The following is a 14,039-nucleotide window of genomic DNA, read 5'->3' on the forward strand; positions in this document are numbered from 1 at the left end:
ATCAGCCCGTTTCACAGGATCTGGAATCAGATCCTGTATCTTTTCCCACTGCTCATTTGTTAGCTCCATGAGAAACTAACAAACAAGTTTAAGCGCTAATTCCTATTTTTGAGATAGCTTCTAATTAGTTATGGTGTAGCTGTGCCTCAATTGATGTATCAAAACATAAAGCCTATGCGCGTGGTAAGGCGCTTGTAGTTTATCTCCTGATCTACGGTGCCGTTCCAGTTAACCTGCCGGGTCTCTACGCGCTGATTCTTATAGCCCACCGTGAACGTGAAAGCGGTGTTGTTGTCGGTATTTGCCCTGATGCCAAATGCAGGGCTGTACATCCATCCGCCATGTGTTTTTTGCCCGGAGTTTTCGCTGCTTAGTGCTGTGGTGCCATAGCCGGCATCCAGACCATAAATAGGGCTTATTCTGGAATTAAGCAGTTCACCGCGCAGGCCCAGGGCAACAGGCGTAACAAGCACATTCTCATAAAAATCAAAACCTGTGGTAACGCCCAGGGCAAACATTTTATTAAACCTGTATCCGTTAAACACCTGCACAGTAGGTGAGGTCTTATAGGTTTTCACCCCGAACGAGGTGGAGGATCCGTACAAATAACCGATCTCTACCATCCCTAAGTATGGCCTGGCAGTGGGAAAATCGGTTGTGCTGTTTTGCTGTGCCTGTGTGGTAAGAGCCGTTAAAAGTATAAGGGTGATTAGGTATAGTCTCTTCATTAGATGCTTTTGCTGAGTACAGGGATGATGCTTAGTAGTTTCATTTGGTTGATGTTGCTGTAATCGTACTGGTACAGGCCGTCTTTACCGATCATCAGCAACGAAGTGCCTAGCGGAATTACGTCAAAGGCATCGTGCCCTTTAAAATGAGCCTTCAGGTTTTGGTCTACCTTTAAATGATCTGTTATATCGAAGACTTTAAGCCCATAGCTTCCTTCGCACAGAAATAGCGCCGACCTATCAATACCCAGGCCATGCGGGTTTTGCATAGGGTATGTTTTCAGGAGCTTTGGGTTTTTAGGGTCGCTGATGTTGATCACATCCATCTGGTTTGTGAAGCCGGCACAGGCATTCCCGGAGCGCAGCGTAACCCATGCTAGGTCGCCTTCTACCACTACAGGGTCGCAGCTACGCACATGCGCATACGTGGAAAGGTGCACAGGGCTTACGGGGTTGCTGTTGTCGTAAATATGCATGCCGGTGGTAGTACCTATAAACAGTTTGTTGTTATAAGGAAATATGGTCTCTACGCCCCAGCCAAGATTTACTTTCAGGCCTTTGCGTGGATCAGCAGCGGTACTAATGTCAAATACCTGCAGGTCGGAGAGGCTAACAGTGTAGAGATGGTGGCCAGAAATAGTAAATCTGGCCATAGAACCGCCCTTGCCAGCTGCACCGCCTGCACCTGTACTGCCTCCGGTTGGCTGTGCTCCATTGTTAAGTCTGCCGCTGCTGTCCAAAGTCCAAAATCTTGGTCTGCCGCCGTTGTAGTTGGCACAATCAGCGTTAATGGCCTCTGTAACGGTTTTTTCCTGGTAACCAGACAGGAAAATTTTTGCTGTATCACTTACCAGCATACCGTAGGTGGGAAAGATATTCTCAACGCGTTTTAGCAGCTTTACATCAAGCGGATTGCTGATATCTATTGCCAGTAAATCGATATAACTGTCAACATAAAGTATGTTCTCTTTAACAGCCATATCAATGTTGCCCGGTATCTGTATAAAGCTGATTTTCCGCGGTGCAGACGGGTTGGCATTGTCGATAATATGGATGCCTTTGTTTACCTCGTTGATAAAAAGGTAGTTTCCTTTGGCATATATTTTACCGGGCTCGTGCATATCCTGTGGGGCTACAACTTTTACAGCCTGGCGCAGGTCGGTGCGCAGCATATAAACAGGCTCCTGTACTGTATAGGTTATAGTGGTTTCACACTCGTCGGAGCAAGAGCTTAGCAGCAGCGCCGGCAGAAAAATAAAAAGTGCTAAAACCTGTTGTGCAGCGTGTAAAAGTTTACATTTCATACTTTTATCTGTTAGGTTAGTTAGGTCAAAAGTATAAGCATAGCTCATTTATAACATTCGCTATATACTCTGTTATTGTGATGACCCAACATCTATAACAAGGGTTGCAAGGCTGCTGAAAATTATACTTTTAGATGGCTTGTACACCCGCAGCAAAACAGGCATCTTCAGGTTGCTGTACTTTATGCTGCAGCCTGAGGATGTTAGCCGGTTCTGGAGTTTAGCTTAAATCCCAAGTTGCGATCTACTTATGCTGTGCATGTGTATACCCACTCCTGGCCCCTCCAAGGAGGGAAATTGTGTAAAAGAGTAGTGATTCCCATCTATGGAGAAGCCAGGGGCAATGCCGTCAGTTTTAGAAAAACATAACGATTTTGTCATTTCGAACACCGTGAGAAATCTATCCGGAATTAGTGCAGAAAGAATTCTATAAAGATCTCTCACGCTGTTCGAGATGACAGCTTTTGACTAAGTTGATGGCATTAGGGACCAGAGTAGGTTATTTTAACCTGAAATTTATAATCAGAACAGCAGAGCCGTTAGATTAATCCTCCTCGCTCAGCTCAAAGATCTCCTCAACTGGTTTACCAAATAGCTTTGCAATTTTAAGCGCCAGCACGGTAGAGGGTACGTACTTGTTAGCTTCCATGGCATTGATGGTTTGGCGGCTTACCCCGATCTTTTTGGCCAGATCTTCCTGTGTAAGGCTGTGGATGGCGCGTTCTACTTTTATGCTGTTTTTCATGCTACTGCCCTTGCTGATCTGTAAAGTATAAAGTTAAACCGCACCAGGAAAATGATAAGCAGCGTGAACATGTTAAAGACCATGATCTGGTAAAAGCCCGAACCGTAGATAAAGAGGATAGAGAACAGCAAAAAGCCATAGTTAATGTAAGTGGCCCAAAGCAACGATTCCAGCCTTATCTGGGCAATGTACTCGTCTTCGTCTTTCTCTTTTGAAAAGGCAGCCAACAAACCGCCTACTATGGCAGTAATGGCTACAACCTCATCAAAAATGCTGTTTTCTACCAGCGTCATAACTTTACTGGCCTCAAACAGGCCTCCATCATAAATGGCAAAAACGGTAGCGTCCCATTCAAAAAGAGTGTAGTCGAAGAGTATAACAAGCAGGCCAAGTATAACGGCCGGCACAAAAAGCATCCACCCGATCAGCTTGAAACGGTGCGGAAAAAGAAAACGGTTGTTCATAGTTTTATTTTGTAAAAATGGTTTGATGCAAATGTAAAGAATATTTTACATTAGTCAAGTAATTTTTACATTATGTAAAAATATTTTTACTGTAAATCTTAAAATTGCGGGCAATTATAGCTTGGGGAGGATGTTTGGCTCTGGACCAACTTTGTAAAATATGCCAAGTATAATTAGTTATATCGTCTTTAAACTATGAAGAGTATGCTGCTTTGGATGTTTTTAGTTTTTATCCTGACTATGTGCGGTGGGGATAGTCCAACTCCTGCTGAGGAAGCAGATGAGACTGCGCTACGGCTGTTGGTATTCTCTAAAACAAACGGGTACCGGCACGAATCTATACCGGATGGCGTGGTGGCCATACAAAAGCTGGGGCAGGAGCATCAGGTGCTGGTAACAGCTACTGAGGATGCTGCATACTTTATGGCAGACTCACTTAAGGAATTTAAAGCTGTCGTTTTCCTGAGCACTACGCGGGATGTACTAAATCCTGTACAACAAACTGCATTTGAAAAGTATATACAGGCAGGAGGGGGCTTTGTGGGTATACATGCTGCCACCGACACCGAATACGACTGGCCCTGGTATAATAAATTGGTAGGAGCATACTTTGAGAGTCATCCGCAGGTGCAGCAGGCAACTATAGAAGTGCTTGATAAAACGCATCCTGCTACGACACACCTTCCCGAAAAGTGGGAAAGAACTGACGAATGGTACAACTTCAGGGACATAAATCCGAAGATAAAAGTGCTGGCTATGCTGGATGAGAAAAGTTACCAGGGAGGTAAAAACGGAGATCAGCACCCAATTGCCTGGTACCACGAATACGACGGCGGCAGGGCCTTTTATACAGGTTTAGGACACACAACTCAAAGTTACAGCGAACCACTTTTTCTGCAGCATATCTGGGGCGGAATATGGTATGCGATGGGGCAGTAGTTGCGCTTATATTTAAAAGTGGCTTTTAAAACCTTCCCCTCACCGTCAGCACTAAATTACGCCCCGGCGCGCTGATCCCGGAGGCAAATACACGGTAATATCTGTCGGTGATGTTCTCGATAGCAGCCTGGAGTTGCAGATCAGGTGTAAGCTGGTAGGCTGTGCGCAGGTTCAACGTATACCAGCTGGTCATGCCTTGCGGCGTAGCGTACCGCAAATTATCTTCTCCGCTTGGGTTGTAGTCTTTCAGTTTTTTGGCTCCGTTGTAAAGTATAAAAGCCTCTGCCCTGAAACGTTTTACCTGCAAATTTATGCTTGTGCGGCCAAACAGCGGCGGCACATGGTCCAGGGGTATATCGCCTTCACTTTGCTCTATTCTGCCATAAGTATAGTTAAGCGAAGAACTCAGGCTTAGCGTGTTGGTAACATCGGCTTTAAGGCTGGCGCTGTAGCCGTAAAGGTAAGCTTTGCCGGCATTTACGTTGGCTGTTACCTGGCTTAGTTGCCCGTCGTAAAGTATAGAATCCTGCCCGTTAAAAAGTACGGGCTGTGTGGTGATGGCGTCGCGGTACCAAGTGTAGTAACTCACTAGCTCCAGATGCAGGCGTTCTTTTATACTTTTAGAGGCGCTTGCTTCGAGGTTGTAAGTATACTCCGGCTTAAGCTGCGGATTTGGCACAATCACGTTTCCGGGAGTTGAGTCGAACACTTTGCTCAGGTCGTCTACGTTTGGTGCTCTAAAGCCGCTTGAGCCAAGAATAGAAAAACGCCAGCCTTTGCCCGGAAGAGCTACAATACCCGCGTTTCCGGATAGCGCATGGTTTCTTTGCTTCAGTTCGTCTGCTAAAAAAGGGAAGAATGTCTTATCATCAAAAACAGCATCCAGGCCAACATAACTATAGCGGAGTCCCTGGTTCAGGATAAGCCACGGCTTCAGATCTAAAGTATGGGTTAGGTATGCGGCAGCGCTGTGCATACTAGAACCGCCATCGGGGTAGCGTGTGCTTTGTGGTTGTGTTGCTCCTGTAAGTATACTTTCTATGTTTGCCTTAGAGTTTACTTTGTTGTAGGTTGCCTCCAGGCCATACTGCAGGCGGTGCCGGGTTATACTTTTGCTCAGGTCGGTGTTTATACTATATACTTGCACCTGCTCCGTTTGGTGCGAGAGGTCATTTCTGCCAAAGCGCCTATTGTGGCGGCTTTCTTCGAGGTTCTGGTAGGCGGTAACCAGTTTCGCCTCGTCGTAAAACGCGGTGGCACCTGCCAGACCCAATGTATAAGCAGCCAGCAAACGCTTTTGCGGACCATAGTACCACTCGGCAAATTTTAGTTTACTTCCAGAGAACTCCGTTAACCTGTCGTAGCGTGGTACATCGGTGCTGGTGCTCAGCTGCAGGTTTAACGTATGGCTTATACTTTCTGAGGGTTTATAGAGTACCTTTTGCAGCACATCAAACTGGGTATAGCCTGTAGGCTGCTGTATATTCGGGTTGGGATTTACCAGCATGGTGTCGCGGCCTGCAACACGTGCAGCATAAAAATTACGTATGCCGAGGTCGCCGTACTTACTTTTGCGGTTTTTGCCCTGGCGCAGGTTACCAAAATCAGAAACAGTTATACTTGTAAGGCTGCCCCATTTTTTCCGGCCATAGTTTAGTTGGGCATGTATCGTTTTCTCGTCTGGTGCTGTGGCATAGCGGGTAAAAGCACTGCCGGTAAACAGTTTATTTTTATCCACGGAAAGTGCCGGCTGCAGCGTATGAAAGTGCAGTACGCCGCCAAGGGCATCAGAGCCATACACTACAGAGCTGGGCCCAAACACCACTTCAGCGCGATCAAGCATGCTGTTATCCAACGTGATGATGTTCTGCAGATGGCCGCCACGGTAAATGGCATTGTTCATGCGCACGCCATCTACCACCAGCAGCACCTTGTTTGCTTCAAAACCACGAATGATCGGGCTTCCGCCTCCCATCTGGCTTTTCTGCACCAGCACTTTACCGCTTTGCTGTACCACATCGGCTGTAGTGGGCTGGCTCATAAACTCCAGTTCCCTGCGGGTAAGTACCTCTACCTGCTGCGGCACTAGCTGCTGCTGTTGCGTAAACCTGCCGGCCGAAACCACCACCTCGTTCAGGTTATAGCTTTGCTGGGTAAGGGCTACCTGGTACTTAAGCTCCTGTAGTTGCTGCAGACTGATTGTCCGGGTTTGATAGCCGACGTAGGTGAAGTGAAACTGAGAGGTACTTGATAGGCTGCCGTTAAATTCTGCCAATCCTTTATCATCAGTTATAACAGATTTGCCCGAAGCCGTGACCACCACACCAGTTAAGGGCTGTAGCGTAGTTTTATCAACAACTTTTATACTTTGCGCCTCACAAAATTTGCACACAATCAGGAGCAGGAAAAGCAGCCCCAATACTTTATTCATGATAATCAATTCCTTTTAAGTTTCCGGATCCGTTTCGGGTAAAACCACAGCGTAAACCCGGTTACGGCAAGTAGCAGCAGCCCTAAGCCCAGCACATTCATACTTACAAGCTTAAACATGTCGCTGATAATAGAGCCATCGTGAATTTGTTCTATCCAATCAGAGTGGCGCTGAGCTACAGATAACACTTTGCCGGTGCTGCCATCTAGTTGTACTTCCCAGTAGCCTTCGCTAAAAAGCACTTTTGCCATGCCTTTGTCGGGTCTGGCCTCAATGCGGTCAATAGGGTTGTTTGTTATACTTTGGGCAGAGTCGAGGCCGGCGTAGGCAGCAGAGGCAAGGTCAGCCATCGATACCCATTGGCTCAGGTCATCGGTCTGCCCTTTAATGAGGGGAGGTTGCAGCAGGTCTACGTCTTTTTTCCAGCCCAGCAGCATGCCCGTTATACTACTGATCAATACAAAGATACCGATAACTAAGCCCACATAGCGGTGATATACCCGGTACTCGCGAAGGGTGCCGCTAAGCTTATTTACTTTTTGTTTAGTGTGGGGCTGCATATCTCGGTTTTGCCGTTTTCCGACCTACAAGTTCATATAATAGGGTGAGCTTTCCAATTTAAGTCAGACTTGATGATGCAATTAAAGTTTAAATGACAGGAGTAAATTTTTGCCATGCAACCCTTTTGTGAAAAACTGGCTCTTACCCCTGACTACGATCACACGCACAACCTACAACTATGTTAAACCACTTATATCCTTTACTACTTGTGTTTTTGCTATGGCAATGCAGCAACTATGAAACTAACGATCCTATAGAAGAAGTAAAAATAGGGGAGGACTTTATGCTGACAGCCGGTGAGCAGGTAAAAATAGTAGGAGAGGGTGAGCCTTTGGTGCTGCAATTTAGCTCTGTAACCGATTCACGATGTCCGGAAAATGCAATTTGTATGTGGTTGGGCAATGCAACGGTTATGCTAAATGCATCCAATACTGCGGAAAAAAACAAACAAATACAGATGTGCATCGGCGATTGCAGTCCGTTGCCGGTACAAAGCAAGCATAAGCTTGATCTGGAAGTTGGAGGCGCATTTTATACCATTACTCTAAAAGAAGCTACTCCTCTTCCCGGAGGTGACAAGGCTGGCGAAAGTAAGCACATAAGGCTGGTCGTAAACCACCAATAAACTAAACTGCCGTTATACTAAAGACTCAGCTATTTAAGCCTTAAATCTTGTATGAGAGAACTGCATTTTATACTTTGTGTGATGATGTTATTTTCGGGATGCAAACAGATCCCCATGCTGCCCAATGGGAGTTATTTTGGCGATGAGTTGAATTTGACAATAGAATCACCTGTGCAGTTAAGAAATAAAAACAGTGCCGATAAAACTACAGATGTGCTTACCGTTTCAGTTAAAAGTATAAACGACTCCCGTTGCCCTACTGGTGTTAATTGCATGTGGGCTGGTAAGGCAGATGTAGTGGTAAGCCTGGAGAAAAAGGGCGGAGAAACCGTTAACCTGGACTTATGCCTGGGGCAATGTTCAAATACTAATTTTAAAGAAACAGACTCGACTACACTCACTCTGAACGGATCAAAGTATAAAGTTACCCTGCTGCAGGTTAATCCTTACCCATCCTCCGATAATACCGAAGAGCCAAAAGTTGTCGTGCTTAAAGTGGAGGAAGAACTTTAAAGGTAACTAAATAAAAAAAAGCCCCTGCTACAGCTGTAACAGGGGCTTTTAGGTTTTTATACTTCTGGCTACTCCTTTACCGAAGATGTTGGATTCGCTTCAGCCTTTTTCTCATCTTTTTTCTTCACGCTGATAAAATCCACGCCCTGCTGCTGAATCATCTTGTTAAGCGCCGGAACATCCTGCTCCTTCACTTTCTTCAGCTCGTTCAGTTGCTCGTCTATCTGGGCTGTTACCTCTTTCTTAAAGGCATAAGCCTGGTCGGTTGGGCGGAAGTCGCCGGTGCTTACCTGCCCTACTAGGTTTGCCAACTTGTTGTTCAGGCGGATAGGGAAGTTAAGCGGATCCTGACCACTACGATTCTTTGTCTGATAAAGCGTCTCCTCAATCTTAGTGATCTTCCTCTCGATCGCGTTCGCAGACTCTACAATAGTTTTGTAATCACCACTCTGGCTTTTCAGGTTGCCGGTTAAAGTCTTCAGCTGGCCACGCATGGTACGGATGTCTTTGATGGCATCGTGCGTTTCAGTCAGCTTGTCACGAACATCCATCAGGAACGTGAACTGCGCTTTCAAGTCTTCTGGATTTGCTTTTGTGCGAGGATCCGGTAATATGGCAAAATCTGTTTCCTGGCTTTCTTTGTTTACCGTTAGCTTTGCCTTATACTTTCCAGGTATGGCTTTAGGGCCTTGCGTGCCACCACCCCAAATGATCATGCCATCAAAACGAGTGGCCTCCGGATAACGCATATCCCATACAAAGCGGTTCATACCTTTCTTCACTTCCAGCTTCTCGTTACGCTCCTTGGCGTTGCTGGAATAGCTGCGAATCAGCTTACCGTTTTCGTCCATGATCTCCATCTTCACTACAGTAGCAGAATCCGGAGCCGTTGGCAAATAGTAATGCATCATTGCGCCCCCCGGGTGGTTCTGGCCCGCTGTTTTAGAGTTGCCTCTGCTGCCACCGTCCATCTTGTAAGCATCCATTGGCTTGTACAGGTGGAACTTGCTATTGGCTATACTTCCGTTCATAGTATGCAGCGGCGTAATGTCATCAATCAACCAGAAACCACGGCCTTGTGTAGAGGCTATTAGGTTATCGTTCTTGATGGTCATGTCAGTGATTGGCACAATTGGCAGGTTTAACTGGAATGGCTGCCAGCTGGCTCCGTCGTTAAACGAGATGTACATGCCATACTCTGTACCAGCGTATAACAAACCCGGACGCTTCTGATCAGCACGAACTACGCGTGTAAAGTGGTTCTCTGGGATACCATCGGTAATCTTTGTCCAGGTTTTGCCGTAGTCGGTTGTCTTATAAAGGTATGGCCTGAAATCTCCTGACTTATACATGGTAGCTGCCACGTAAGCGCCACCTTTTATACTTGGGTGCGGATCGATGCTGTTGATCATGATCCACTCCGGCATGTTCTTGGGCGTTACTTTTGTCCAGGTTTTGCCATTGTCGCGCGTTACATGGATTAAACCGTCATCAGAACCAGTCCAGATAACACCTGGCTCAATAGCAGACTCATTGATGGCGAAGATGGTGCCGTAGTACTCTACGCTGGTGTTGTCTTTTGTGATCGGGCCACCAGACGGGCCAAGCTTTGTAGAGTCGTTGCGCGTCAGGTCAGGGGAGATGGTTTCCCAGCTCTGGCCTTCGTTGTAAGTAACGTGCACGTGGTTTGATGTAGTGTAGAGCTTCTTCGGATCGTTTGGTGAGAACAGAATCGGAAAATTCCACTGGAATCTATACTTCATGCCCTCTGCACCGTGGCCCATCGGGTTATCCGGCCACACGTTTATCACACGCTCCTGGTTGTTGCTGTGGTTTACTCTTGATAAAAAGCCGCCATAGTTACCGCCATATACAATCTCAGGGTTCGTTGGATCCACTGCCAGATGCGCACTTTCCGAGCCTGCTGTAGTTTCCCAATCATTTTCTGTGATGGCATACCCATCAGAGCGGTGCGAGATACGAACAGTAGAGTTGTCCTGCTGTGCCCCGTAAATGCGGTAAGGGAAGTGGTTATCTGTGGTTACACGGTAAAACTGCGCCGTATTCTGGTTATGGTACGTGCTCCAGTTCATGCCGCCATCTGTCGTTACCTGTGCACCACCATCGTCGGCAATTATCATGCGCGATGGATTTTCAGGAGCGATCCAAAGGTCATGGTGATCGCCATGTGGGGCATTGCTGCTTTCAAAAGTACGGCCACCATCTTTAGAGCGATGGTACGATACATTCAGCACATATACCACATCCTCATCTTTCGGGTCGGCATACACGCGGGTGTAGTACCAGGCACGCTGGCGCAGGTTACGGTCATCGTTCACCTTCTTCCAGGTAAGGCCACTGTCATCGGAACGGAATAAACCGCCTTCATCAGCCTCTACCATGGCGTATACTCTTTCTGAATTTACCGGGGAAACAGCTACACCGATTATACCCAATGTGCCTTTAGGCAAGCCCTGGTTTTTAGAGATCTCTTTCCAGGTGTCGCCGCCGTCGGTGCTTTTCCAGATACCAGAACCAGGCCCGCCAGAAGACAGGCTATAAGGCGTACGGCGCACATTCCAGGTAGTGGCGTAGAGGTTACGGCTGTTGTTCGGGTCGATGATCAGGTCTACAGCGCCGGCATCTTTATTAGCAAACAGCACACGCTTCCAACTTTTGCCACCATCTATACTTTTGTAAACCCCACGCTCTTCATGCGACTTGTAAAGGTCACCCATTACGGCCACGTATACTATGTCCGGGTTTTTAGGATGTATGCGGATACGGCCAATGTGCTTGGAATCTTTTAGCCCAATGTGTTGCCATGTTTTACCGGCATCCACCGACTTCCAGACGCCATGGCCCGACGATACGTTGCCGCGCACTGTTTTTTCACCTTCGCCTACATAGATCACATTTGGGTCGGCTTCGCTAACGGCAACGGCACCGATAGAACCTCCAAACGTACCATCCGAGATATTGTCCCAGGTAGAGCCGCCATCGGTGGTGCGCCACACGCCGCCGCCTGTTGCCCCGAAGTAGTATAAATTAGGCTTACCCGGCACACCTGTTGCGGTAGCAGAACGGCCACCACGGTAAGGGCCGATGCTGCGCCAGGTCATGCCGTCATATAATTTAGGATCAACGGCTGCAGGAGCGTCTTTTTGCTTGCTGCTGCGCGTTTTCTGTTTCTGAGCCATAATCTCCGGCGAAGCCACAGCCATGGCTAACAGTAAACAGGCAACAGAGCCAGTTCTGCGCAAAGTTTTATTCATGAGGATGTTGTAAGGTTAGTTAGTTTAGGTTTTGACCTATGATTTAGGAAAAATCAGGAATAAAAGCAAGCCGGACCAGGATTTGCAGGATTAATAGATTGTGGGGATGACCTTTGGATACTAAAGAAAACATAAAGACCTCGCGGCGTCTTTAAGACCCGCGAGCGTCTGATGCATGCTACGTAGCAACAGCCTTCCCACCCAGACGCTAGCAGGACCTCCGGACGCTGCTAGGTCTATATTATCAGCCAAAGAAAAGAGACGCAAAATGTTGCGTCTCTACATTATCATTGTAATTCTACAATCTCTGAAGGCAATCCTGTCCATCTTAAAATCCTGTAAATCCTGATTCTGAATGAACTTTATACTTAGGTGCGCGGAGATGTCGATTCTTGCTTTTTCTGCCTTGGTTTTGCGCGCCGCTTGTCTTTGCGTTTAATATACACCGCCGATGGGCCTTTGTCGTCCTCTTTTCGGATAACGAAAATCTCTTTATAGGCTTTTATCAGTTGCAGGAGTTGGTTGTACCCAAATGTACGCGGGTCAAAACTGGGGTCCAGTTGGCGCAGGTTGGCACCCATAGAGCCTAAATGCGCCCAACCGTCTTCGTCGGCGGCCATCACAAAAGCCTCTTTTAGCAGTGGTAAAGGGTTAGGTTTTGATTGGCTACCTCCATTTTCAGGTTCTTTACCAGCCTCCTCAATTTTGCGTTCGTCAATATCGTCTGTCAGGTTTTCTGTGAAGATAAATACGTTGCAGGCGTTTACAAATGGCTTGGGTGTTTTGCGCTGCCCTATGCCCATTACAAAAATGCCGGCCTCACGGATTCTTGTTGCCAAACGCGTATAGTCGCTGTCTGATGACACAATACAGAAGCCATCTACCAGGTCGCTGTGCAGCAAGTCCATGGCATCGATGATCAGGGCGCTGTCGGTAGCGTTTTTACCTACAGTATAACGGAACTGCTGTATAGGCTGAATGGCGTGGTTGTTAAGGCAGTCTTTCCAACCGTTCATCTGGGGGGTGGTCCAATCGCCGTAAATTCTTCGGATAGTGGGTGGGCCATACTTTCCGGCCTCTGCTAAGATTTTTACAATAAGGCTCGGCTGGGCATTGTCGCCGTCAATAAGCATGGCCATGCGCGACGGTTTGCGTTCTCGTGTTGTGTATTTCATGTATAAAAGGTTGCTTTTGCTGCTTTTTGCTGCTGCACCTTGCTGTGGGTGCGATACCATTTATACTTCTAATATCAGTAGAGGTTATATTCACTTTGTCTTATACTTTGCTACAAATTGCTTAACTTACCGTAACAGAGGTTTAAAATGACTTTATGATCAGGATAAAAAAGATTTTGCTTATGCTGGGTTCAGCTTTCGCGGTATCTACCGGCACCGCCCACAGCCAGGCGCAGGTTTTTAAGGCCGAAGAGCCGCTGGCGCATACGTATTCAATTGTTGCCCGCGATCCTAATACCGGAGAAATGGCCGTTGGCGTACAGAGCCACTGGTTTTCGGTAGGTACTGCCGTACCTTGGGTAGAGGCTGGTGTAGGGGTAGTAGCCACACAATCTTTTGTAAATAAATCTTACGGGCCACTGGGTTTACAGCTCCTGAAAGAGGGTAAAACAGCTGAAGAGGCGCTGGCTATACTTTTAGCTGAAGACGAAGGGCGCGAAGTACGCCAGGTTTCTATACTTGATGCCAAAGGCAATGTTGCAACACATACAGGTAAGCAATGCATCCGTTATGCCGGACACATAACAGGTAAAAACTTCTCGGTACAGGCCAACATGATGCTGACTGACAAAGTATGGCCGGCCATGGCAAAAGCATTTGAACGCAGCGAAGGACAGCCGCTGGCAGAGCGTGTGCTGTTGGCGATGCAGGCAGCAGAGCAGGAGGGAGGCGACATACGTGGTAAGCAATCTGCTGCATTAGTGGTGGTTAAAGGCCAGCAGTCAAACCAACCCTGGGACGATAAAACGATTGACCTGCGCGTAGATGACCATGAAAAACCACTGGATGAGCTGGCCCGCCTGCTAAAAGTACACCGCGCCTACGAGCACATGAACAACGGCGACCTGGCCATAGAAAAAGGAGATATGCAAAAAGCGATGCAGGAGTATGGCAAAGCTGAAAATATGTTCCCGGAGAACCTGGAGATGAAATACTGGCACGCCATCGGCCTTGCCAGTAGCGGCCAGGTTGATGCAGCAGCCAAATTACTGCGCGAAGTATACCGCAAAGATGACAATTGGCGGGAGTTAACTGCGAGACTACCGGAAGTTGGTTTGCTGAATGTGAGTAAGAAGGATCTGGAGAAGTTGTTGAAAGCGAAGTAGAGTATAGAGGCAGATGTTATAAAGCATCTGCCTCTATACTTTTAGCAGTGGCTATAACTTGGGCTGACGTTTTTCTGCCTTTTAATCTATTTAACTTTATTCCTCAGTCTTGA

General features: G+C 47.2%; 12 protein-coding genes. 4 read left to right on the forward strand and 8 right to left on the reverse strand.

The genetic code is table 11. From position 1 onward, the window contains the following. Positions 1 to 158: 158 nt before the first annotated feature. The 4 genes from K0O23_RS14010 to K0O23_RS14025 all read right to left on the reverse strand — a co-directional run bounded on the left by K0O23_RS14010 (position 159) and on the right by K0O23_RS14025 (position 3,241). Positions 159 to 728 (reverse strand): outer membrane beta-barrel protein, encoded by a 570-nt coding sequence (locus tag K0O23_RS14010; RefSeq protein ID WP_219878067.1) that lies wholly within the window; start codon positions 726 to 728, stop codon positions 159 to 161. Continuing rightward, positions 728 to 2,032, reverse strand: coding sequence for an LVIVD repeat-containing protein (locus K0O23_RS14015; RefSeq protein WP_219878068.1), 1,305 nt, complete (start codon positions 2,030 to 2,032; stop codon positions 728 to 730). The genes K0O23_RS14010 and K0O23_RS14015 overlap by 1 nt, the downstream gene beginning before the upstream one ends. Before the next feature lie 544 nt (positions 2,033 to 2,576). Next, the gene (locus K0O23_RS14020; RefSeq protein WP_219878069.1) at positions 2,577 to 2,777 is read right to left on the reverse strand and encodes a helix-turn-helix transcriptional regulator; all 201 of its coding nucleotides are present in this window, start codon (positions 2,775 to 2,777) and stop codon (positions 2,577 to 2,579) included. Beyond that, positions 2,774 to 3,241, reverse strand: a complete 468-nt coding sequence (locus K0O23_RS14025) for a hypothetical protein (RefSeq protein WP_246597119.1) — start codon at positions 3,239 to 3,241, stop codon at positions 2,774 to 2,776. Before K0O23_RS14025 ends, K0O23_RS14020 begins: the two co-directional genes overlap by 4 nt. 195 nt (positions 3,242 to 3,436) lie before the next feature. On the opposite strand from K0O23_RS14025, the gene K0O23_RS14030 reads away from it, so the two are divergent. Continuing rightward, the gene (locus K0O23_RS14030; RefSeq protein WP_219878070.1) at positions 3,437 to 4,180 is read left to right on the forward strand and encodes a ThuA domain-containing protein; all 744 of its coding nucleotides are present in this window, start codon (positions 3,437 to 3,439) and stop codon (positions 4,178 to 4,180) included. Between the two features lie 25 nt (positions 4,181 to 4,205). Here the strand turns inward: K0O23_RS14030 and K0O23_RS14035 are convergent, their stop codons facing one another. Further along, complete coding sequence (locus K0O23_RS14035; protein ID WP_219878071.1) at positions 4,206 to 6,611, reverse strand: TonB-dependent receptor; 2,406 nt, start codon at positions 6,609 to 6,611, stop codon at positions 4,206 to 4,208. Between the two features lie 5 nt (positions 6,612 to 6,616). Next, positions 6,617 to 7,171, reverse strand: a complete 555-nt coding sequence (locus K0O23_RS14040) for a PepSY-associated TM helix domain-containing protein (protein WP_219878072.1) — start codon at positions 7,169 to 7,171, stop codon at positions 6,617 to 6,619. Positions 7,172 to 7,350: 179 nt separating this feature from the next. Between K0O23_RS14040 and K0O23_RS14045 the strand changes: the two genes are divergently transcribed. Both K0O23_RS14045 and K0O23_RS14050 read left to right on the forward strand, forming a co-directional pair. Continuing rightward, positions 7,351 to 7,797, forward strand: coding sequence for a hypothetical protein (locus K0O23_RS14045; protein ID WP_219878073.1), 447 nt, complete (start codon positions 7,351 to 7,353; stop codon positions 7,795 to 7,797). Positions 7,798 to 7,848: 51 nt separating this feature from the next. Continuing rightward, positions 7,849 to 8,310, forward strand: coding sequence for a hypothetical protein (locus K0O23_RS14050; RefSeq protein ID WP_219878074.1), 462 nt, complete (start codon positions 7,849 to 7,851; stop codon positions 8,308 to 8,310). A gap of 68 nt (positions 8,311 to 8,378) precedes the next feature. Here the strand turns inward: K0O23_RS14050 and K0O23_RS14055 are convergent, their stop codons facing one another. Together K0O23_RS14055 and K0O23_RS14060 are read right to left on the reverse strand one after the other, a co-directional pair. After that, a complete protein-coding gene (locus tag K0O23_RS14055) occupies positions 8,379 to 11,585 on the reverse strand; it encodes a WD40/YVTN/BNR-like repeat-containing protein (RefSeq protein ID WP_219878075.1) in 3,207 nt (1,068 codons plus the stop codon). A gap of 368 nt (positions 11,586 to 11,953) precedes the next feature. Beyond that, positions 11,954 to 12,760, reverse strand: a complete 807-nt coding sequence (locus K0O23_RS14060) for an NYN domain-containing protein (protein ID WP_219878076.1) — start codon at positions 12,758 to 12,760, stop codon at positions 11,954 to 11,956. Positions 12,761 to 12,942: 182 nt separating this feature from the next. Between K0O23_RS14060 and K0O23_RS14065 the strand changes: the two genes are divergently transcribed. Next, positions 12,943 to 13,926, forward strand: coding sequence for a DUF1028 domain-containing protein (locus tag K0O23_RS14065; RefSeq protein WP_394371710.1), 984 nt, complete (start codon positions 12,943 to 12,945; stop codon positions 13,924 to 13,926). Positions 13,927 to 14,039: the final 113 nt, after the last annotated feature.

The organism is Pontibacter aydingkolensis (assembly GCF_019443125.1).
Taxonomy (GTDB): Bacteria; Bacteroidota; Bacteroidia; order Cytophagales; family Hymenobacteraceae; genus Pontibacter; species Pontibacter aydingkolensis.